We start from the raw sequence: 20,851 nt of genomic DNA on the forward strand, positions 1-20,851 counted from the left end.
GGACGGGCGTTGACATGCCGGACACATTCGCGCAACCTGATACCGCCCCGACCTCAGGCAGGTGCGATCCGTCATGGCAACACTGCACGCCGGCAGGCTGCTGGCCCGCAGGTACCGACTCATCGACCAGATCGGCGCAGGTGGCATGTCGGTCATCTGGCGGGCCCGCGACGAGGTTCTCGACCGTACGGTCGCCCTGAAGGTGCTCGCCCCCTCGCTCGCGGCGGACGCCCGGTTCCGCGACATGGTCCGCGAGGAGGCCCGCTCCGCCGCGCAGCTCGTCCACCCGCACGTGACGGCGGTGCACGACTACGGCGAGACGCTCGCCCCGGACGGCAGCATCACCTCGTTCGTGGTGATGGAGCTGCTCGCCGGGGAGGAGCTGGAATACCGGCTGACCGAGGGCCCGCTGCCCTGGCCGGAGGCGGTGGAGATCGGCGCCCAGGTGGCGGAGGCGCTCGCCGCCGCGCACCGGCTCGGCATCGTGCACCGGGACATCACCCCGGCCAACGTGATGATGACCCCGGTCGGCGCGAAGGTCCTCGACTTCGGCATCGCCACCCACGTCGGCGCCCCGGACGAGGACGAGGACGGCGGCACCTTCGGCACGCCCGCGTACGTCGCGCCGGAGCGGCTGGACGGGGCCCCGGCGCAGCCGGCCACCGACATCTACTCGCTCGGCGTGCTGCTCTACGAGACCCTGACCGGGCAGGTGCCCTACCCGGCGGACACCTGGGAGCAGCTGGGCGCGGCGCTGGAGAGCGGCGACGAACCCCCGCCGCTGGAGGTGCCGGGCCTGCCGTCCGAGGTGGTCCGGATCTGCCTGCGCTGCCTGTCCCGGCAGCCACGGGACCGCCCCACCGCGCACCAGGTGGCCCTCGCGCTGCGCGACCAGCTCCTGCCGGCCGACCCGCAGGCCGCCACCATGCTCGCCCCGACGATGACCCTGCCGTCGATCGTCGCCCCGCCGGTCCCGGCCGGTCCGCCCGCCCCGGCACCGCCTCCCCCGCCGGGGGGCGCGCCCGGCGCGGCCCCGGCCCCGCCGCCCGGGGACACGCCCGGCCCCGCGACGCCCCCGCAGCCCGCCGGGTCGCCGGGCCGGTCCCGCCGCCGCTGGGCGGTGCCCGTGGTGGCGGCGGGGGCCGCGGTGGCCGCCGCGGGGGTGCTGCTGTGGCCCAGGCTCGACGAGCAGCCCGACCCGCCGCCCCGCGCCCTGCCGACCGAGTCGCCGGCCGGGGAGTCGTTGGGAGCGGCGCCGACCCGGTCGCCGAGCGCGCCGCCGACCACGACCCGGCCGCCCGCCCGGCCCCGGCCCACCCCCTCGGCCGCGGCGACGACCACGCCGCCCGCCCCGTCCGGCGGCAGCGTGACCGAGATGGCCACCGAGATCCGGCAGCTCATCGACACGGGAGTGGCCGACGGCGGGATCCGGGTCGACGTCGGCACCGACATCCGCAACCTGCTCGGCCACGCCGTCGAGGCCAACAGCGCGGGCGACCTGGCCGCCGCGGTGCAGCGGGCCCGCGACAAGGTCGCCGAACGGCAGCGCGAGGGCAGCATCACCCCCGCGTACGCCCGCCAGCTCGACACCGCCTTCCAGCGGCTCGGGGCGGCCCGGCTGTGACCGGCACCCGCCCGCGCGGGCGTCAGCGGGCCGGCACCGGGATCGGCCGGCTCGGCGGGGCGGGCGCGAGCCCGTGCAGGAAGTCGCGGTAGACCGCCTCGTAGCCCTGCGCCATCCGGGTCGTGGAGAAGTTCTCCGCGACGTGCGCCACGCAGTCGGCCGGGTCCAGCCGGTCGGCCTCCCGCAGCGCATCGGAAAGGTCGTCGGGGCGGTCGCAGACCAGCCCGGTGATGCCGGGGCGGACCAGCTCCGGCACGGCCCCCCGGCGCAGCGCCACCACCGGCGTGCCCGTCGCCATCGCCTCCAGGATGACCATCCCGAACGGCTCCTCCCACTGGATCGGCATGATCAGGCAGCGGGCGTCGACGAGCATCCGCAGCGCGGCCTCCCGGTCGGCGTTGAGCACCACGGTCACGTCGTCGTCGAGCATCGGCTCCACCACCTGCTCGTAGTAGCGACGCTCGGCGGGCTCGTTGCACTTGCCGGCGAGGACCAGCGGCAGGCCCGCCGCCCGGCAGGCCCCGATCGCCACGTCCGGGCCCTTGTCGGGGCTGAACCGGGCCAGCCAGAGCACCGGGCCACGCCCCGGCGCGGTCTTGTGCGGCACGTCGGCGACGTCGAGCGCGTTGTGCACGGTGCCGACCCACGGCAGCCCCGGGTTCAGCCGCCGCTGGGTGTGCGAGATGGCGACCAGGCCGACCCCCCGGTCGGTGTCGCTGAGCACGGTGCCGTACTCGCCGACGGGGTTGCCGTGCACGGTGGCCACCGTGGGCACCGCCCGGCGGCCGGCGACCAGCGGACCGATCGTGGTGTGGTCGTGCACGACGTCGAAGTCGGCCGGGGAGACGAGGTGGCCGACGTGCGCCAGGTGGGCCAGCTCGGGCAGGGACTCGCCGAGCCGGTCGTACTGGAGGTCGTCGCAGGTGGCGACGTAGTCGGCCCGGGTGCCGTGCCGCCGGCCCGCCCCGAAGACGGTCACCGCGTGCCCCCGGTCGACCAGCGCGTCCACCAGGCCGGCGACGACCTGTTCCAGGCCGCCGTAGCCGGGCGGCGGCACGGTCAGCCACGGCGGGACCACCATGGCGATCCGCAGCGGCCGTTCCTCCGAGCGGTCGAGCGGCAGGTGGTTCACGGCCACGAGTCCTCCCCGGTGGTCCCAGTGCGCGTGATCTGCGGCGCTTTCCCGGCCCCGGTCGGGCCAAACGGAACGGGCCCGGCACCGGCGGGGCCGGACGGCCGGGGGGTGAGCGCGGCTCACCCGGTCCGGGTGAACGGCATGCGCCCGCGACGGCTCCGGGGGCCGGGAAGGGGGAAGGGCGGTGGGTGACGAAGCCAACCCCCTTGGCTCCGCCACCCACCGCCCTTCGGGAGGAGGTAGGTCTGCTGTCGTTACGACGTTTCGGTGAGCGTCACGGTTCCCGTCGCCGCCGATCCGTTTCGCTGGTACTGCACCTCGACCCGGTCGCCGACCTTGCGGGCCTGGACCGCGCCCACCAGGTCGTCGGAGTCGTTGATCACGGTGTCCCCGAACTTGGTGATCACGTCGCCCCGCTGGATGCCGGCCTTCTCGGCGGCGCTGCCGGGGGTGACGGACGCGACCACCGCGCCGCCGTTCTCGGCCGGGCTCACGCTCACCCCGAGCGAGGGGTGGCTGACCTTCTCGCCGCGCTGGAGCTTGCCGGCCACGTCCTTGGCCTTGTTGCTCGGGATGGCGAAGCCGACGCCGATGTTGCCGGTGCTCTGCCCGGAGGTGGCGATGGCGGTGTTGATGCCGATCACCTCGCCCCGGGTGTTGACCAACGCGCCGCCGGAGTTGCCCGGGTTGATCGGGGCGTCGGTCTGGAGCAGCCCGGCGATCGAGCTGACCCCCTGGCGCGGGTCCTGCTGCTGCTGGCTGTCGCCGGCCTGGATGGTGCGGTCCCGGGCGCTGATGATGCCCGAGGTGACCGAGCCCTGCAGGCCGAGCGGGCTGCCCAGGGCGAGCACCTGGTCGCCGACCTGCATCGCGTCGCTGTCGCCGAACGTGGCGGCCTTCAGCCCGCTGACCCCGCTGGCCTTCACCACGGCCAGGTCGGTCTTCGGGTCGGTGCCGACGATCTCGGCGTCGGCGGACTTGCCGTCGGCGAAGACCACCTTGACGGTCTTGCCCGACGCGGAGGCGACCACGTGGTTGTTGGTCAGCACGTAGCCGTCCTCGGAGAGGATGACCCCGGAGCCCTCGCCGCTGCCGGTGCTGATCGAGACCACGCTGTCCTGCACGGACGCGGCGATCTTCGGCAGGTCGGCGCTGTTGAGCACCGGCGCGGCCGAGTAGGTGCGGGTGATCCCGCCCGAGTTGCCGTCGATGGCGAGCGCGAGCGCGCCGCCGGCCACGCCGGAGCCGAGCATCAGCGCGAACACCGCCACCCCGGCGCCGGCCAGCTTGGCCACGCGGCTCGGCTTCGGGGCCTGTGCCCACGCCGGCACCGGCTGGCCGGGGTGCTGCGGCGGCACCGGGCCGCCCGGGTACGCGGGACCACCGGCGTGCGGGGCGTACCCGGGGGCCGCCGGACCGTGCTGGCCCCCCGCGGCCCAGCCGGAGTGCTGCCCGGCGGAGTGCTGCCCGGCGGAGTGCTGCCCGGCGTGCTGGGGCTGCCAGGGGCTGTTCGGGTACGGCCCGGCCGGCTGCGGCTGCCCCGACACCGGGTACGGCGGCGCGGACGGGGTGGCCGGGCCGGCGTACGGCTGCGGGCCGGAACCCGGGGCGACGGGCCCAGAGACGGGGGCAGGGGCGACGGGCCCGGAGACGGGGGCGGCGGGGGTGTGCTGCCCGGCGGCCGGCGCGGCGGGGCCGGGGTAGGTGGGGTGGGCGGCGGGCGCGGTCGGCGCGGCCGGAGCGGCGGGCTCGACGGCCGGGGAGTCGGACTGCCCGGTCTCGACGCGGGACAGCTCGGCGGTGGGGTGCGACGGCTCGGCGTCGGAGGGCGCCGGTCGCCGCTGCGGGTCGGTCTCGTACTCGGTCATGTATCCACCTTCTCCCATGCCACTGCGACCAGCCTGGAACCCGCCTGGAAGTTCCCTGAAAGTCACTCGCCCGGGTCGTCCCCGCTGTCGGGAAGCAGGGGCACCCGGACCCGGAAGGTCGCTCCCCCGCCCGGTGTCTCGCCGACCTCGACGGTGCCGTGGTGCGCGGCGACCAGCGCCGCCACGATGGCCAGCCCCAGCCCGGTGCTGGTCATCCCGCCGGCCCGCCGGGTGCGGGCGGCGTCGGCCCGGTAGAACCGCTCGAACACCCGCTCGGCCTGCTCCGGGGAGAGCCCGGGGCCGGTGTCGGCCACCTCCATCACCGCCAGGTTCCCCGCCTCGGTACGCAGCCGCAGGGTCACCGAGGCGTCCGGCGGGGTGTGGGTGAGCGCGTTCGTCATCAGGTTGCCGATCACCTGCCGCAGCCGGGCGTCGTCGCCGAGCACCACAAGCGGCCCGGAGCCCGGCTCGATCTCCAGCTCGATGCGCCGGTCCGGGGCCACCACCCGGGCGGCCTGCACGGCGTCGCCGGCCAGCAGCGGCAGTTCCACCGGGCCGAGCGCGAGGGGCCGCTCCCGGTCCAGCCGGGCGAGCAGCAGCAGGTCCTCCACCAGCAGCCCCATCCGGGCGGCCTCGTCCTCGATGCGGCGCAGCAGGCCGGCGGTCTCCTCCGGGGCCCGCGCCGCGCCCTGCCGGTACAGCTCGGCGAAGCCCCGGATGGTGGTCAGCGGGGTACGCAGCTCGTGCGAGGCGTCCGCGACGAACTGCCGCATCCGCTCCTCCGAGCGGCGGGCCCGCGCCTCGGACGCCTGCGCGGCGGCGGCCGCGTCCCGCGCGCCGGCCTCGGCCGACCGGGCGGCGATCTCCGAGGCGGCGCGGGCGGTGAAGGCGGCCTCGATCTGGGCCAACATCGTGTTCAGCGCCCGGGACAGCCGCCCCAGCTCGGAGGTCGGGCAGGGCTCGCCGTCCTCCGGGTCGGGCACCCGCCGGGTCAGGTCGCCGCCGGCGATGGCGGCGGCGGTGCGTTCGATCTCCACCAGCGGCTTGAGGCTGGTCCGCACGATCGCCGCGCCGATCGACGCCAGGAGGATCAGCACCGCCCCGCCGACCAGGAGGTCTATCCAGACCAGCCGCTTGACCGCCAGGTCGACGTCGGTGAGGTTCTGCGCGATGGCCACCATCTGCCCGGTCGGCAGCTCGGTGTAGAGGATCCGCCAGCGCATCGCGCTGTCCCGGGCCGGCACCGTCCGGGGGCCCTTGTCGGCCAGGGCCGCGAAGCCCTCCGCCGTGTTCGGCCAGGCCGGCAGGTCGTCGACCCGGAACCGGAACTCGTCGTACTCGTAGCCACGGACCCGGCCGGTGTTCACGTCCATGGCGACCAGCAGGTAGTCGGTGGGCACGACGGGACTGCCGTTGGGCGAGGTCTTCACGTACGTCTCGAGGTTGTTGACCGAGGCCCGCAGCTCGACGTCGACCTGGGCGACCAGGTAGTTGCGCAGGAAATAGGTGGTCAGGGAGCTGATCACCAGCAGGGCCGCGGCGACCAGCGTCAGCACCGCCGCCACCAGCTTCACCCGCAGCGGTACGCTCCGCAGCCGCCCCTTCGCCAGCGCGACGGCGTTCACGCCGCCGGCTTGCGCAGCACGTATCCCACTCCGCGCAGGGTGTGGATCAGCCGGGGCTGGGTGTTGTCGACCTTGCGCCGCAGGTAGGAGATGTAGGACTCGACGATGTTGTCGTCGCCCCGGAAGTCGTAGTTCCAGACGTGGTCGAGGATCTGCGCCTTGGACAGCACCCGGTTGGCGTTGAGCATCAGGTAGCGCAGCAGCTTGAACTCGGTGGGCGAGAGCTGCACGCGCTGCCCGGCCCGGTGCACCTCGTGGGTCTCCTCGTCCAGCTCCAGGTCGGCGAAGGTGAGGCGGGACGGCGTCTGGTCGCCGCTGGCCGTGCGGCGCAGCACGGCGCGGATGCGGGCCGTGAGCTCCTCCAGGCTGAACGGCTTGGTGACGTAGTCGTCGCCGCCCAGGGTCAACCCGCGGATCTTGTCGTCGGTCGCGTCCCGGGCCGTCAGGAAGACCACCGGGGTGCGGGTGCCGCCCTCGCGGAGCATCCGGATGACCTCGAAGCCGTCGAGGTCGGGGAGCATCACGTCGAGGACCACCAGGTCGGGGCGGTGGTCCTTCGCGGCGTGCAGCGCGGCGCTCCCGCTGGTCGCGGTGGCCACGTCGAAGCCGGCGAAGCGGAGGCTCGCGGAGAGCAGTTCGAGGATGTTGGGATCGTCCTCGACGACGAGCAGTCGCGCCTCGGTCTGGGTAGCGGCCATGCCGACCATCATCCGTGACCTCGCTGCGTCGGCGCTGGGCGGTTGCTGGAAACTCCCTGAGAACTCGGAGCGGCTCGTCGCCCGCCTAGCGGAGCAGCCGGCGCAGCCCGTCCAGGGCGCCGTCGAGGACCCGGATCGCCGCGCGGAGCTGGACGTCGTCGAGCCGACCGTCCCGCGTCAACGCGTCGACCTCGACGGTGAACGTGGCCAACCGGTCGTCCAGCTCGGCCAGCAGCGGCGAGGAGCCGGTGGGGGCGGCGGACCGCGCCGGGCCCGGGGGCGGCGCGGCCTCCCACGGGGTACGCCGGGACTGCCGCGTCCGCCGGGTCGCCTCGCGCAGCTCCCGCTTGAGGTCGCGCACCGAGCCGCGTACCTCGGAACGGATCTCGCCGGCCAGGGCGGACAGGTCCGCCACCGAGGAGCTGATGTCGGACTCCAGGGTGGCCAGCTCGCCGGCCCGCTGGCGCAGCTCGGCCCGGCCCGCCTCGGTGATCTCGTAGACCTTGCGGCCACCGGCGGCGGCGTGGGTCACCCGTCCCTCGGCCTCCAGCCGCTGGAGCCGGGGGTAGATCGTGCCGGCGCTCGGCGCGTACAGGCCGAGGAAGCGGTCCTCCAGCAGACGGATCAGCTCGTAGCCGTGTTTGGGGCCGTCGTCGAGGAGTTTGAGCAGGTAGAGCCGGAGCCGCCCGTGGCTGAACACGGTGGTCACGGCAGCTCCTCGGCGTCGTCGTCGACCGGACGGGCGAGCAGCGCGATGCTGCCGGAGGTCGCGGACGCCCAGAGCCTACCCGCGCCGGTGCCGAGGACCCCCGCGCTGTCCCGTACGCCGCCGAGGCCACCCCCGCCGCGCACCTGGGGAAACCCGCTGGTGATCCGGCCGGCGGTGGTGTGCAGGCGGACGGCGAGGTCGCTGTCCTCGCGGACCCGGACGGTGATGGCGCCGGAGATCGTGCTCAGCTGGATCTCGCCGCCGGGCAGATTGTCCAGGTCACAGGTGATCTCGCCGGAGACGGTGTGCGCGCGCACCGTGCCGGCGGTGCTGTCGGCGAGGACCACCTCCCCGGAGACGGTCTCCAGGCTCAGGTCCCCGGCCACCCCCAGGGCCTCCACCGGCCCGGAGACGATCTTCGCGGCGGTGCGTCCCCGCACGCCCATCAGGGTGATCTGGCCCGACGTGACGTCGGCGCGCGTCTCCCGGCGCAGGCCCGAGGCGACCAGCGGGCCGTCGACCAGCCGGAGGTCGGCCAGCACGTCGGCGGGTACGGCGATCGAGACGTCGGCCCGGAAGCGGCGACCGAGCCGGCCGAGCCACCAGAGCAGCCCGGGCGTCCTCGGGTGGCGTTCGTGCCGGACGGTCAGCACCCCGTCGCGCTGCTCGACGATCACGGGTCGGCTGCTGACCCGGGTGACGTCCACCCGGGCCGGGCCGTCCGCGGCGACGACGTTGAGCCGCCCGGTCACCAGCCGGACGTGCAGGGCGGTGACCGGCTCGTCGAGGGTGAGCCGCTGCGGGCGGTCGACGGTCCATCTGGGCATGCATCCTCCCGCCGGCAGGCGCGCCCCGGCGGCGCGCTCCTTCCGGGGGAAGGCTAACGCGATACATCGCGACTGAACAAGACTGTCGCGTGTCGGAGGGACGTCAGGCCGCCAGGCCGACCTCCGGGGCGGCGGCCCTGGGCGACACGGGCGCGAGCGGCAGCCTCGGGACGGCGGCCCGGGGCGGGACGGCCGGAGCGGCGGCCCGGGGCGGCACGAGGTGGACCGCCGACTCGGCGGCCCGGGCGAGCCGCCGCCGGTCCGCGTCCCGCCCCGGGTGCAGCGCGGCGGTGGCCGTGACCGTCACCGTGAGCCCCCGGGCCCCGAGGACCCGCCAGACCGACCGCCCGAGGCTCTCCGTGCCGAGGAAGGCGCCGACGGTCGTCGGCCCGCCGGCCCGAGCGGAGGAAAGGCCGGGGGCGGGAGCGGCGAGGTGGTAGCCGATCCGGACCGGGACGACCGGCACGCCCGCGTCGACCGCCGCCTGGAACACGGCAGGACGGAACCCGCCGCCCGGCCGGCAGTCCAGGACCGCGCCGCACCACGTCGTACCCTCGGGAAAGACCGCGACCGGGTGACCGGCGCGCAGCACGGCGGCGACCCGGCGCACGGCGGCGGGCAGCGCCCGGGGGCGCGCCCGGTCCACGAAGAGGGTGCCCCCCGCGACGGCCAGCGGCCCGACCAGCGGCCAGCGGCGCACCTCGCGCTTGGCCAGGACCCGGGCCGGCGCCACGGCCAGCAGCGCGAGCACGTCCAGCCACGAGGCGTGGTTGGCCACCACGAGCGACGGCCGCCGGGGCAGCCGGCCCCGGGCCACCAGCCGCACGCCGAACGCCCGGGTCGCGCCCCGGGCCCAGCCACGCAGCGCGGCCCGCCGCTCCCGGGCCGGCAGCACCGGCAGCAGCCCGGCCAGCAACGCGCCGGCCGCCAGCATCAGGAGCACGGCGGCCAGCCGCCCGAGCCGGCGGGCGACCGGGACGGCGGCGGTCTCCCCCGGGCCGGGCAGGCAGCCCGCGTCGCAGCCGGAGACCGGTCGCCAGAGGTCGTGGCGGGCGGTCACCGCTCGCCCCCGTCCCCGAGGAAGTGCCGCAGGTAGCGGGGGCTCATCCGGTCCAGCGAGAAGATCACGTAGAAGTCGGCGACCCGGAAGTCCGGGTCGTACGCCGGCTCGCCGGCCACCCAGGCGCCCAGGCGCAGGTACCCGCGCAGCAGCGGCGGCAGCGCGACCCGCCCGACCGCGCGCGGGTCGCCGGGGGCGGTGGCGTGCGGGGCGGTGGCGTGCGGGGCGGTGGCGTGCGGGGCGGTGGCGTGCGGGGCGGTGGCCCGCTGGTCGGCGGCTCGCGGCTCGGCCAGCCAGGGGCGCAGCGGCCGGACCCGCAGCGGCGGCGGGGCCAGGTGCCGGGCCCGGACATGCTCCCAGACGCCGGCGGCGAGCAGCCCGCCGTCGTCGACTCCGACGGAGGCGCAGCCGCCCAGCCAGCGCGACCCGCGCAGGTGCAGGTAGCGGGTGATGCCGGTCCACATCAGGTTGATCACCGCGCCGGAGCGGTGCTCCGGGTGGACGCAGGACCGGCCGGCCTCCACCAGGACGTCCCGCAGCGGATCGAGCGGGGCGAGGTCGAACTCGGCCTCCGCGTACCGGCGCGGGGTCCGTCCGGGCGGCAGCAGCCGGTACGTCCCGACCACCGCGCCGGTGCGCTCCTCGCGGACGATCAGGTGGTCGCAGTAGGGGTCGAGGTCGTCGGCGTCCAAGCCGACCGGGCCGGGGCGCAGGGTGGCCCCGAGCTCGGTGGCGAACACCTCGTGGCGCAGGCGCTGCGCGGCCGCGACCTGGCGGGGGTCGTCGGCGATCGACACGGTGTATCCGCTGGTCGTCAGGGGAACGCCAGCGACGGGCAGAACAGCCATGAGCTCTGTGTAGGTGCCCCGGATGCCGCGAGCGGGGACGACCGGTGTCGATCCGGTGAACGCCACCGGGCGGACTGCCCCAGCCGGGTCGGTGGCCCGCCCCGCGCACCCGCGCACGTCGCTCGCCGGGCCGCCACCCGGCGGGGTGAGAAGGGGACCCCTCTATACCTCAGGCGTTAACAAGGGGCCCTTCCTTGCATCAAACCGGGCGTGCGAGGCTGCGCGGAGGAGGTGCGCGTGATCATCCCCGCGAGATACAACGGGCCGCCCGGGTCGGGCAACGGCGGCTGGTGCGCCGGCGTCTTCGCCGCCGCGTCCGGGCTCGGCGGCGCCGTCGAGGTGACGTTGCGGCAGCCGCCGCCGCTGGAGACCCCGCTGGCCCTCGGCGGCGGCGAGGTGCACGACCCGGACGGCCGGCTGATCGCCCAGGTGCGCGGCGTCGACGAGGCGCCGGAGGCGGTGCCCCCGGTGGACCTCGACACGGCACGGGCCGCCTCGGCGGCGTACCCGGGTCTGGTGGACCACCCGTTCCCCGGCTGCTTCGTCTGCGGGCCCGGCCGGGCCGACGGGCTGCGGATCTTCCCCGGTCGTCTGCCCGACGGGCGGACCGCCGCGCCGTTCACCGCACCGGCCGAGGTGGGCGCGGCTACGGTATGGGCGGCGCTGGACTGCCCCGGCGGCTGGGCGGTGATCGGCCCGGGCCGGCCGTACGTGCTGGGCCGGATGACCGCCGTGCTGGACGGGCTGCCGGCGCCGGGCGACGAGTGCGTGGTGACGGGCGTGGCCGACGGCGTGTGGGGGCGCAAGGCGGTGGTCCGGACCAGCCTCTACGCCCCGGACGGCCGGCTGCTGGGCCGGGCCCTGGCCGCCTGGATCGCCCTGTCGGAGGCGTGACCGGCGGGGCGAGGGGCGGGACCCCGGGCGGGACGATCTCGTCCCTGGGGAGGACCGGCTCCTGCCTGAGGTGGAGGCGGAGGTAGGTGTCGCGCCTGATTGACCTGGTTGCGCGGCCTTGCCAGGCTGTGCCACGGCGCGTGGAGCAACGGCGCCGCACACCTCGGCGCGCTCCGCGCGCCGTGCACGGGAGGAGAAAGATGTCTGACGGGCAGCGAAGCCCCACAACCGGCAGCGGTCAGATCGTGGTGTCCGGCCTGACGAAGCAGTACAAGAACGTCCGGGCGGTCGACAATCTGTCGTTCACGGTCGAACCGGGGCGGGTCACCGGCTTCCTCGGCCCGAACGGCGCCGGTAAGACCACCACGCTGCGCATGCTGCTGAACCTGGTCACCCCGACGGGCGGCACGGCGACCATCGGCGGCCAGCGGTACGCGGACCTGACCGACCCGCTGCGCCACGTCGGCGCGGTGCTGGAGGCGTCCAGCGCGCACAAGGGCCGCACCGGGATCAACCACCTGCGGGTGATCTGCGCGGCGGCCGGGCTGCCGAAGTCGCGCGCCGACGAGGCGCTGGCCCTGGTCGGGCTCACCCCGGCGGCGAAGCGCAAGTTCAAGGGCTACTCGCTGGGCATGAAGCAGCGCCTCGGCATCGCCGCCGCGATGCTCGGCGACCCCCGGGTGCTGATCCTCGACGAGCCGGCGAACGGGCTCGACCCCGAGGGCATCCGGTGGATGCGCGGCTTCCTCAAGGGGCTGGCCCACGAGGGCCGCACGGTGCTGGTCTCCAGCCACCTGCTGTCGGAGATGCAGCTGCTCGCCGACGACGTGGTGATCATCGCGGCCGGCAAGCTGGTCCGGCAGGGGCCGGTCGAGCAGGTGCTCGGCTCGATGGCGCAGGGCGGCGGCCGGGTGCGGGTGCGCACCCCGCAGGCCGACGAGCTGGTCGCGGCGCTGCGCGCGCAGTCGGCGACGGTGGAGACCGGCGAGCACGGCGTGCTGCTGGTCACCGGGGCGGACGCCCCGGCCATCGGCAAGGCCGCGCTGGCCGCCGGTGTGGAGCTGCACGAACTGACCCCGGAGCGACCCGACCTGGAACGGGTCTTCCTGGAGCTGACGGCCGGAAAGGCGGGCATCCGATGAACCTCGTCCGATCCGAGCTGCTCAAGATCCGCACCACCAACACGTGGTGGGTCTTCGGGCTCATCTCGCTGCCGCTGTGGGCCCTCACCGCGCTGATCAACTGGCTGCAGACCGACGCGCTGGCCAGCGGCAACTTCGGCGACGTGCCGGCCGACCAGGCCGACCAGGTGACGGCCGCGCAGTCCGTGGACAGCCTCGCGGCCAACATCTACACCAACGGGCAGTTCTTCGGGCTGCTCATCGTGATGCTGCTCGGCATCATCGTGGTGACCAGCGAGTTCTTCCACCAGACGGTGACCACCACGTTCCTCACCGTGCCGCACCGCACGGCGGTGATGACGGCGAAGCTGGTCGCGGCGGCCGTGCTGGCGATGCTGTTCTGGCTGGTCACCACCGGGCTCAACCTGGTGCTCGGCGTGCTGGTGCTCAACAGCGTCGACCTCGGCTCCCAGCTCGGCAACGGCGCGGTCTGGACGGCGACGGCGCTCAACGCGCTGGCGTACCTGCTCTGGTCGGTGCTGGGCGTCGGCATCGGCGTGCTGATCCGCAGCCAGATCGGCGCGACGGTCACCGGCATCCTGCTCTACCTGGGCGGCTCGATCGGCGCGGCCATCGCGATCAGCATCCTGGCCGCCCGCTGGGGCGAGTGGATCAACAACCTCCAGGTGCTGGTGCCCTCGCTGGCCTCGTCGTTGATGGTCAGCGGGACGCAGATCCCGGGCAACCCGCCGCGCTGGACGGGCGCGGCGGTGCTGATCGGGTACGCCGTGGTGACCGGCGTGATCGGCACCCTCACCATGCGGCGGCGGGACATCTCCTGACCCCTCGCGGAGTCGGCGACCGGCCCCGGAGCGTGATCACAGATCGCGCCCGGGGCCGGCGCGGTTCCGGGCCGGAGTCAACGGGACACGCGGCGCTGACCGAACTTGTGTCATCTTCTGTGAAACCGACCACGCGCCCGAGCCGGAAATGCCTAGCGTATTCGTACGGCGTAGCCTGGGAGCCGTCCCCCGTCCGCCCCTCGCAATCGGGGCGTCGGAGGACACCGCGTGACACACAAACCCGCGTGAAAGAGGCGATTACCGGCCGTGTCGACCCAGCAGACTTCGCAGGAGAACCCACTGGCGGGTTTCGGCCCTAACGAGTGGCTCGTCGAGGAGATGTACCAGCGCTACCTCGCCGACCCGAGCAGCGTCGATTCGGCCTGGCACGACTTCTTCGCCGACTACCGCCCCGCGCCGGGCGCCGCCACGGCGCGCCCGGACGGCCAGGCGGCCAAGGCCGCCAAGGCCGCGCCGGAGCCGGCCGGGCAGCAGGAGGCCGCCGCCACCGTCGCCCAGCCGGCGACGCAGGCCGAGCCGGCCGCCGCGAAGGCCCCCGCGCCGAAGGCCGCCGCGTCCGCGGCGAAGCCCGCCACGAAGCCGGCGCCCGCGAAGGCCGAGCCGGCCGCCAAGGCCCCGGCGGCGAAGCCGACGGTGTCCGGCCCGCAGACCACCCCGCTGCGCGGCGTCGCCGCGAAGATCGTCCAGAACATGGACGCCTCGCTGGGCGTGCCGACCGCGACGAGCGTGCGCGCCGTCCCGGCCAAGCTGCTGGTGGACAACCGCATCGTGATCAACAACCACCTCGCCCGGGGGCGCGGCGGCAAGGTCAGCTTCACCCACCTGATCGGGTACGCGATGGTCCGGGCGCTCGTCGAGCACCCGGAGATGAACAACTCCTTCGCCGAGGTCGACGGCAAGCCGGCGATGGTCCGCCCCGAGCACGTCAACCTGGGCATCGCGATCGACCTGGCCAAGCCCGACGGCAGCCGCAACCTGGTGGTGCCGTCCATCAAGGGCTGCGAGACGATGGACTTCCGGCAGTTCTGGCAGGCGTACGAGGACGTGGTCCGGCGTGCCCGCCGCAACGAGCTGACCATGGAGGACTACTCGGGCACCACGATCTCGCTGACCAACCCGGGCGGCATCGGCACGGTGCACTCGATCCCGCGCCTGATGACGGGGCAGAGCGCCATCATCGGCGTCGGCGCGATGGAGTACCCGGCGCCCTACCAGGGCATGAGCGAGGCCACCCTCGCCGAGCTGGCAGTCAGCAAGATCATCACGCTGACCAGCACGTACGACCACCGGATCATCCAGGGCGCGCAGTCCGGCGAGTTCCTCAAGGTCATGCACGAGCTGCTGCTCGGCGGGCACGGCTTCTACGACCAGATCTTCACCTCGCTGCGCATCCCGTACGAGCCGGTGCGCTGGATGCAGGACGTGGCCGTCAACTCCGAGGGCCAGATCAACAAGACCGCGCGGGTGCACGAGCTGATCCACGCGTACCGGGTGCGCGGCCACCTGATGGCCGACACCGACCCGCTGGAATTCAAGATCCGCAAGCACCCGGACCTGGACGTCCTCCAGCACGGGCTGACCCTGTGGGACCTGGACCGCGTCTTCCCGGTCAACGGCTTCGCCGGCAAGCAGCGGATGAAGCTGCGCGACATCCTCGGCGTGCTGCGCGACTCCTACTGCCGGCGGGTCGGCGTGGAGTACATGCACATCCAGGACCCGGAGGAGCGGCGCTGGATCCAGGAGCGGATCGAGCGAAAGTACGAAAAGCCCAGCTCCGACGAGCAGAAGCACGTGCTCAACCGGCTCAACGCCGCCGAGGCGTTCGAGACCTTCCTCCAGACGAAGTACGTGGGCCAGAAGCGCTTCTCGCTGGAGGGCGGCGAGTCGCTGATCCCGCTGCTCGGCGAGGTGCTGGAGTCCTCCGCCGAGGCGGGGCTCGACGAGGTCGTCATCGGCATGGCCCACCGGGGCCGGCTCAACGTGCTGGCCAACATCGTCGGCAAGCCGTACGAGAAGATCTTCTCGGAGTTCGAGGGGCACCTCGACCCGCGCTCGACGCAGGGCTCGGGCGACGTGAAATACCACCTCGGCCAGAACGGCAAGTTCACCACCCCCGACGGCGAGCACGCCGTCAAGGTGTCGGTGGTGGCCAACCCGTCGCACCTGGAGGCCGTCGACCCGGTGCTGGAGGGCATCGTCCGGGCCAAGCAGGACCGGATCGACCTCAAGCTGGAGGGCTACACGGTGCTGCCGCTGGCGGTGCACGGTGACGCCGCCTTCGCCGGCCAGGGCGTGGTCGCCGAGACGCTCAACCTGTCGCAGCTGCGCGGCTACCGCACCGGCGGCACGGTGCACGTGGTGGTCAACAACCAGGTGGGCTTCACCACCGCCCCCGAGCACTCCCGGTCCAGCCTCTACAGCACCGACGTGGCCCGGATGATCGAGGCCCCGATCCTGCACGTCAACGGCGACGACCCCGAGGCCGTGGTCCGGGTCGCCCGGCTGGCGTTCGAGTACCGGCAGGCGTTCAACAAGGACGTCGTGATCGACATGGTCTGCTACCGCCGGCGCGGGCACAACGAGGGCGACGACCCGTCGATGTCCAACCCGCAGATGTACAAGATCATCGACTCGAAGCGGTCGGTCCGCAAGCTCTACACCGAGGAGCTGATCGGCCGGGGCGACATCACCGTGGAGGACGCGGAGGAGCTGCTGCGCGACTACCAGGCGCAGCTGGAGCGGGTCTTCAAGGCCACCCGCGACGCCGCCTCCGCGCCGAAGCAGGCGGCCCGGCCGCGCCGCGAGGAGGAGCCGGAGCCGCAGGTGGCGACCGCCACCACGGCCGAGGTCGTCAAGGCCGTCGGCGAGGCGCACACCCACCTGCCGGAGGGCTTCACCCCGCACAAGCGGATCCAGCAGTTGCTCGACCGGCGGGCGAAGATGTCCGTCGAGGGCAACATCGACTGGGGGTACGGCGAGATCATCGCGTTCGGCGCGCTGCTGCACGACGGGGTCACCGTCCGGCTCGCCGGGCAGGACTCCCGCCGGGGCACGTTCGTGCAGCGGCACGCCTCGGTGGTGGACGCCCGTACCGGCGACGACTACCTGCCGCTGAAGTCGCTCACCGCCGACGGCGAGCGGTCCCGGTTCTTCGTGCACGACTCCCTGCTGTCGGAGTACGCGGCGATGGGCTTCGAGTACGGCTACTCGGTGGAGAACGTCAACGCGCTGGTCTGCTGGGAGGCCCAGTTCGGCGACTTCGTCAACGGCGCGCAGTCGGTGATCGACGAGTTCATCTCCTCCGGCGAGGTGAAGTGGGGCCAGCGCTCCGCCGTCACCCTGCTCCTGCCGCACGGCCACGAGGGCCAGGGCCCGGACCACACGTCCGGTCGCCCGGAGCGGTTCCTCCAGCTCTGCGCCGAGGACAACATGCGGGTGGCCATCCCGACCACCCCGGCGAACTACTTCCACCTGCTGCGCCGCCAGGCCCTGTCGCCGAAGCGCAAGCCGCTGGTGGTGTTCACGCCGAAGTCGCTGCTGCGGCACAAGCTCTGCGTGTCGGGCGTGGAGGACTTCACCACGGGCACCTTCGCCCCGGTGCTGGCCGACACCGCCGCCCCGCCCGCCGAGCAGGTGAAGCGGGTGCTGCTCTGCTCGGGCAAGGTCTACTACGACCTGTTCCAGGCTCGCGCGGAGCGCGGCGTCACCGACACCGCGATCGTCCGGATGGAGCAGCTCTACCCGCTGCCCGTCGAGGAGATCCGGGCCGCCCTCGCGCAGTACCCGAACGCCGAGGACTTCGCCTGGGTGCAGGAGGAGCCGGCCAACCAGGGCGCGTGGAGCTTCGTCGCGCTCAACCTGCTGGAGCACCTCAGCGAGGTCCGGCTGCGCCGCATCTCCCGCCCCGCCGCCGCCGCGCCGGCCGTCGGCTCGGCGAAGATGCACGAGGTCGAGCAGAACGCGCTGATCGAGGCGGCACTGCCCCGCCCGTGACCTGACCGCACCGCCGTGCGCCGGGGCAGCGACCGTCACCACGACGGGCGCTGCCCCGCTCGCATCCCTGACCGCACGACCCGGCCCCGGGCCGGCACAACCGATGAGGACGCACGATGTACTTCACCGACCGTGGCATCGAGGAACTGGTCGAGCGGCGGGGCGAGGAGCAGGTGAGCGTGGAGTGGCTGGGCGAGCGCCTGCGCGACTTCGTGGACCTGAACCCCGAGTTCGAGACGCCGATCGAGCGCTTCGCCACCTGGCTGGCCCGGTTGGACGACCCCGACGACGACTGACCTCGGCGACGGGTGGCCAGCCCCCGCCGGCCCGGGTCCAAGGACCCGGGCGGCCCTGGGCGCGATCTTGTAGCGTGGGGGCGTGGCCCGGAGCGTGTATCTGACCAGCGTCGGTTCCGGCGGGGGCAAGTCGACCATCGCGCTCGGCCTCGCCGAGCTGCTCTCCCGGCAGGTCGAACGGATCGGCGCATTCCGGCCGCTGGTCCCCGGGCGGGGGCCCGACCAGATCCTCGCCCTGCTCGGCGAGCGCTACCGCATCGAGATCCCGGTCGACGAGCTGCACGGCTGCAGCTACGCCGAGGCGGGCGCGCTGGTCGCCGACGGCCGCCGGGAGGAGCTGATCTCCCGGATCGTCGAGCGGTACCGCGACGTCGAACGGCGCTGCCCCGCGGTGGTCGTGGTGGGCAGCGACTTCGCCGACGGCGGCGACGGCGCGGGCCCCCGCGAGCTGGCGTTCAACGCCCGCCTGGCCACCGAGTTCGGCAGCGTCGTGGTGCCCGTCGTCGACGGCTTCGGGCAGCAGCCGGAGGCGATCGCGGCGGCGGCGCGCGGGGCGTACCACGATCTGGTGGACCTCGGCGCGACGGTGCTGGCGGTGATCGCCAACCGGGTGCCGGGGCCGATGACGCTGCCCGAGCTGCCCGTCCCCGCGTACGCGATCCCGGAGGTGCCGGCCGTGTCGGCGCCGACGGTGGCCGAGGTGGCGGCGGCGCTCGGCGCGACCCTGCTGGCCGGCGACGACGCCGCGCTCGGCCGCGACGTGCTCGACTACGTCGTCGGCGCGGCGCACGTGCCGACGCTGCTGGACCACCTCACCGAGGGCGCGCTGGTGATCACCCCGGCCGACCGGGCGGACCTGCTGGTGGCGGCCAGCGCCGCGCACGTCGCCGGCCAGGTCTCCGTGGCCGGGCTGGTGCTCACCCTCGGCGAGCGGCCCGACCCGAGGGCGATGCGCCTGGTCGAGGGGCTCAACACCGGGCTCGCGGTGCTCTCGGTGCGCAGCGACAGCTACGACACGGTCGCCGCGTCCAGCCGGATCGAGGGCCGGCCCAGCATGGCCCACCCACGCAAGGTCGAGGCCGCGCTCGGCGCGTTCGAGGACTGCGTCGACACCGTCGACCTCGCCCGCCGGCTGCGGGTCAGCCGCTCCGCGCGGGTCACCCCGCTGATGTTCGAGTACGACCTGATCGACCGCGCCCGCTCCAACCGCCGCCGCCTCGTGCTGCCCGAGGGCGCGGAGGAGCGGATCCTGCGCGCGGCGGAGATCCTGCTGCGCCGGGGCGTGGCCGACCTGACCCTGCTCGGCCGCCCCGACGACATCGCCCGGCGCACCCGGGAGCTGGGCGTCGACATCTCCGGGGCGGCCGTCGTCGACCCGGCGACCAGCCCGTGGCGCGACGAGTTCGCCGAGGCGTACGCGAAGCTGCGCGCCCACCGGGGCATGACCGCCGAGCTGGCCCACGACATCGTGGCGCAGCCCAACTACTTCGGCACGATGATGGTGCACACCGGGCACGCCGACGGGATGGTCTCCGGGGCCACCCACACCACCGCCGCGACCATCCGCCCCGCGTTCGAGATCATCCGCACGGTGCCGGGGGTGTCGGTGGCCTCCAGCGTGTTCTTCATGCTGCTCGCCGACCGGGTGCTCGTCTACGGCGACTGCGCCGTCAACCCCGACCCGGACGCCGCCCAGCTCGCCGACATCGCCATCTCCTCCGCCGACACCGCCGCCCGGTTCGGCATCGAACCCCGGGTGGCGATGCTGTCCTACTCCACCGGGGACTCCGGGGCCGGGGCCGACGTGGAGAAGGTCGCCGCCGCCACCCGGCTCGTGCGCGAGCGGCGGCCGGAGCTGCTGGTCGAGGGCCCCATCCAGTACGACGCCGCGATCGACCCGCACGTCGCGGCCACCAAGCTGCCCGACAGCGCCGTCGCCGGGCGGGCCACCGTGTTCATCTTCCCCGACCTCAACACGGGCAACAACACGTACAAGGCGGTGCAGCGCTCCGCCGGTGCGGTGGCCGTCGGCCCGGTCATGCAGGGCCTGCGCCGCCCCGTCAACGACCTGTCCCGGGGCGCGACCGTCCCCGACATCGTCAACACCGTCGCCATCACCGCCATCCAGGCCGCCGCCGGGGAGTCGTCATGAGTCGGGTGCTCGTCCTCAACTGCGGCTCGTCGTCGGTGAAATACCGGCTCTACGACGGCGACGAGGTCCTGGCGAAGGGCACCGTCGAGCGGGTCGGCGAGCCCGGCGGCGGGCCGGCCGACCACGAGACGGCCGTCCGGGAGATCCTCGACCGGCTCGGCCCGGACAGGCTCGCCGGGCTGACCGCCGTGGGGCACCGGGTGGTGCACGGCGGGCGGCGCTTCACCGAGCCGGTGCTCATCGACGACGCCGTGTTCGCGGCGATCGAGGAACTCGTGCCGCTCGCCCCGCTGCACAACCCCGCCAACCTGGCCGGCATCCGGGTCGCCCGCGAGGCGCTGCCCGGGGTGCCCCAGGTCGCCGTCTTCGACACCGCGTTCCACCACACCCTGCCCGAGGCCGCCGCCACCTACGCGATCGACCGGGACACCGCCCGGCGGTACGACATCCGCCGGTACGGCTTCCACGGCACCTCCCACGCGTACGTCTCCCGGCGCACCGCCGAGCTGCTGGGCCGGCCGTACGACGATCTGAACACGATCACCCTGCACCTGGGCAACGGCGCGAGCGCCTGCGCGGTGCAGGGCGGGCGCAGCGTGGCCACCTCGATGGGGATGTCCCCGCTGGAGGGCCTCGTGATGGGCACCCGCAGTGGCGACCTCGACCCGACGATCGTCTTCCACCTGCGCCGCGAGGCCGGCATGGGCGTCGACGAGATCGACGACCTGCTCAACCACCGCAGCGGCCTGCTCGGCCTCGCCGGGGTCAACGACATGCGCGAGGTGCTGGCCCGCCGCGCCGCCGGTGACCCGGCCGCCGCGCTCGCCCTCGACGTCTACACCCGCCGGATCACCGGCTATGTCGGGGCGTACTACGCGCTGCTCGGCCGGGTGGACGCGGTCACCTTCACGGCCGGGGTGGGCGAGCACGCGGCGCCGGTGCGGGCCGCCGCGCTGGCCGGCCTGGAGCGGCTCGGCATCGCCGTCGACCCGGCGCACAACGACGGCACCGGCGACCGGGTGATCTCCCCGGCGGGCGCGGAGGTCGCCGTCTGCGTCGTCGGCACCGACGAGGAACGCGAGATCGCCCGCGAGGCCCGCGCCGTGGCCGAGACCACGGGCTGAGCCGGCGGCGCGCG

At 74.3% G+C, this 20,851-nt stretch carries 16 protein-coding genes; 8 read left to right on the top strand and 8 right to left on the bottom strand.

Annotated features, from left to right (window positions below):
- Nucleotides 1-73 precede the first annotated feature (73 nt).
- Complete coding sequence (locus GA0070558_RS06715; protein ID WP_091276894.1) at nucleotides 74-1,624, top strand: serine/threonine-protein kinase; 1,551 nt, start codon at nucleotides 74-76, stop codon at nucleotides 1,622-1,624.
- A gap of 22 nt (nucleotides 1,625-1,646) precedes the next feature.
- Here GA0070558_RS06715 and GA0070558_RS06720 read toward each other — a convergent pair whose 3' ends face one another.
- The 8 genes from GA0070558_RS06720 to GA0070558_RS06755 form a co-directional block, all read right to left on the bottom strand.
- Nucleotides 1,647-2,705: a glycosyltransferase family 4 protein gene (locus tag GA0070558_RS06720; protein WP_091277187.1), complete on the bottom strand. Its 1,059-nt coding sequence runs from the start codon at nucleotides 2,703-2,705 to the stop codon at nucleotides 1,647-1,649.
- A 308-nt stretch (nucleotides 2,706-3,013) separates the two neighbouring features.
- Nucleotides 3,014-4,627 (bottom strand): trypsin-like peptidase domain-containing protein, encoded by a 1,614-nt coding sequence (locus GA0070558_RS06725; RefSeq protein WP_091276896.1) that lies wholly within the window; start codon nucleotides 4,625-4,627, stop codon nucleotides 3,014-3,016.
- A 62-nt stretch (nucleotides 4,628-4,689) separates the two neighbouring features.
- Nucleotides 4,690-6,252, bottom strand: coding sequence for a sensor histidine kinase (locus GA0070558_RS06730; RefSeq protein ID WP_077938483.1), 1,563 nt, complete (start codon nucleotides 6,250-6,252; stop codon nucleotides 4,690-4,692).
- Entirely contained in the window at nucleotides 6,249-6,950 is a 702-nt protein-coding gene (locus tag GA0070558_RS06735) for a response regulator transcription factor (RefSeq protein WP_043966583.1), read from the bottom strand. Before GA0070558_RS06735 ends, GA0070558_RS06730 begins: the two co-directional genes overlap by 4 nt.
- Before the next feature lie 85 nt (nucleotides 6,951-7,035).
- The gene (locus tag GA0070558_RS06740) at nucleotides 7,036-7,659 is read right to left on the bottom strand and encodes a PadR family transcriptional regulator (RefSeq protein WP_091276899.1); all 624 of its coding nucleotides are present in this window, start codon (nucleotides 7,657-7,659) and stop codon (nucleotides 7,036-7,038) included.
- Nucleotides 7,656-8,486, bottom strand: coding sequence for a DUF4097 family beta strand repeat-containing protein (locus GA0070558_RS06745; RefSeq protein WP_091276902.1), 831 nt, complete (start codon nucleotides 8,484-8,486; stop codon nucleotides 7,656-7,658). The genes GA0070558_RS06740 and GA0070558_RS06745 overlap by 4 nt, the downstream gene beginning before the upstream one ends.
- A gap of 103 nt (nucleotides 8,487-8,589) precedes the next feature.
- Nucleotides 8,590-9,546 carry a lysophospholipid acyltransferase family protein gene (locus tag GA0070558_RS06750; protein WP_091276905.1) on the bottom strand — a complete coding sequence of 319 codons (957 nt, stop codon included), beginning with the start codon at nucleotides 9,544-9,546 and terminating at the stop codon, nucleotides 8,590-8,592.
- On the bottom strand, nucleotides 9,543-10,394 hold the full coding sequence (locus GA0070558_RS06755; RefSeq protein WP_091277188.1) for a GNAT family N-acetyltransferase: 852 nt from the start codon (nucleotides 10,392-10,394) through the stop codon (nucleotides 9,543-9,545). Before GA0070558_RS06755 ends, GA0070558_RS06750 begins: the two co-directional genes overlap by 4 nt.
- A 237-nt stretch (nucleotides 10,395-10,631) precedes the next feature.
- On the opposite strand from GA0070558_RS06755, the gene GA0070558_RS06760 reads away from it, so the two are divergent.
- The 7 genes from GA0070558_RS06760 (at nucleotide 10,632) to GA0070558_RS06790 (ending at nucleotide 20,837) form a co-directional block, all read left to right on the top strand.
- Nucleotides 10,632-11,288 carry a hypothetical protein gene (locus tag GA0070558_RS06760; protein WP_077938479.1) on the top strand — a complete coding sequence of 219 codons (657 nt, stop codon included), beginning with the start codon at nucleotides 10,632-10,634 and terminating at the stop codon, nucleotides 11,286-11,288.
- 200 nt (nucleotides 11,289-11,488) lie between these two features.
- On the top strand, nucleotides 11,489-12,430 hold the full coding sequence (locus GA0070558_RS06765) for an ABC transporter ATP-binding protein (protein WP_043965934.1): 942 nt from the start codon (nucleotides 11,489-11,491) through the stop codon (nucleotides 12,428-12,430).
- The gene (locus tag GA0070558_RS06770) at nucleotides 12,427-13,251 is read left to right on the top strand and encodes a DUF2705 family protein (RefSeq protein WP_091276908.1); all 825 of its coding nucleotides are present in this window, start codon (nucleotides 12,427-12,429) and stop codon (nucleotides 13,249-13,251) included. The genes GA0070558_RS06765 and GA0070558_RS06770 overlap by 4 nt, the downstream gene beginning before the upstream one ends.
- Nucleotides 13,252-13,518: 267 nt before the next feature.
- The gene (locus GA0070558_RS06775; protein WP_091276911.1) at nucleotides 13,519-17,265 is read left to right on the top strand and encodes a multifunctional oxoglutarate decarboxylase/oxoglutarate dehydrogenase thiamine pyrophosphate-binding subunit/dihydrolipoyllysine-residue succinyltransferase subunit; all 3,747 of its coding nucleotides are present in this window, start codon (nucleotides 13,519-13,521) and stop codon (nucleotides 17,263-17,265) included.
- Between the two features lie 116 nt (nucleotides 17,266-17,381).
- Entirely contained in the window at nucleotides 17,382-17,561 is a 180-nt protein-coding gene (locus tag GA0070558_RS06780) for a DUF6104 family protein (RefSeq protein WP_007072780.1), read from the top strand.
- 82 nt (nucleotides 17,562-17,643) lie between these two features.
- On the top strand, nucleotides 17,644-19,713 hold the full coding sequence (pta, locus tag GA0070558_RS06785; RefSeq protein ID WP_091276914.1) for a phosphate acetyltransferase: 2,070 nt from the start codon (nucleotides 17,644-17,646) through the stop codon (nucleotides 19,711-19,713).
- Nucleotides 19,710-20,837, top strand: coding sequence for an acetate/propionate family kinase (locus GA0070558_RS06790; RefSeq protein ID WP_091276916.1), 1,128 nt, complete (start codon nucleotides 19,710-19,712; stop codon nucleotides 20,835-20,837). Before pta ends, GA0070558_RS06790 begins: the two co-directional genes overlap by 4 nt.
- Nucleotides 20,838-20,851 lie beyond the last annotated feature (14 nt).

The sequence above is a fragment of the Micromonospora haikouensis genome (assembly GCF_900091595.1).
Lineage (GTDB): Bacteria > Actinomycetota > Actinomycetes > Mycobacteriales > Micromonosporaceae > Micromonospora > Micromonospora haikouensis.

Excerpts from the sequence above, each read along its gene's own strand:
- GA0070558_RS06715 (WP_091276894.1), top strand. The coding sequence starts at position 74 with ATGGCAACACTGCACGCCGGCAGGCTGCTGGCCCGCAGGTACCGACTC.
- GA0070558_RS06720 (WP_091277187.1), bottom strand. The coding sequence starts at position 2,705 with ATGGTGGTCCCGCCGTGGCTGACCGTGCCGCCGCCCGGCTACGGCGGC.
- GA0070558_RS06725 (WP_091276896.1), bottom strand. The coding sequence starts at position 4,627 with ATGACCGAGTACGAGACCGACCCGCAGCGGCGACCGGCGCCCTCCGAC.
- GA0070558_RS06735 (WP_043966583.1), bottom strand. The coding sequence starts at position 6,950 with ATGGCCGCTACCCAGACCGAGGCGCGACTGCTCGTCGTCGAGGACGAT.
- GA0070558_RS06745 (WP_091276902.1), bottom strand. The coding sequence starts at position 8,486 with ATGCCCAGATGGACCGTCGACCGCCCGCAGCGGCTCACCCTCGACGAG.
- GA0070558_RS06755 (WP_091277188.1), bottom strand. The coding sequence starts at position 10,394 with ATGGCTGTTCTGCCCGTCGCTGGCGTTCCCCTGACGACCAGCGGATAC.
- GA0070558_RS06765 (WP_043965934.1), top strand. The coding sequence starts at position 11,489 with ATGTCTGACGGGCAGCGAAGCCCCACAACCGGCAGCGGTCAGATCGTG.
- GA0070558_RS06770 (WP_091276908.1), top strand. The coding sequence starts at position 12,427 with ATGAACCTCGTCCGATCCGAGCTGCTCAAGATCCGCACCACCAACACG.
- GA0070558_RS06780 (WP_007072780.1), top strand. The coding sequence starts at position 17,382 with ATGTACTTCACCGACCGTGGCATCGAGGAACTGGTCGAGCGGCGGGGC.
- GA0070558_RS06790 (WP_091276916.1), top strand. The coding sequence starts at position 19,710 with ATGAGTCGGGTGCTCGTCCTCAACTGCGGCTCGTCGTCGGTGAAATAC.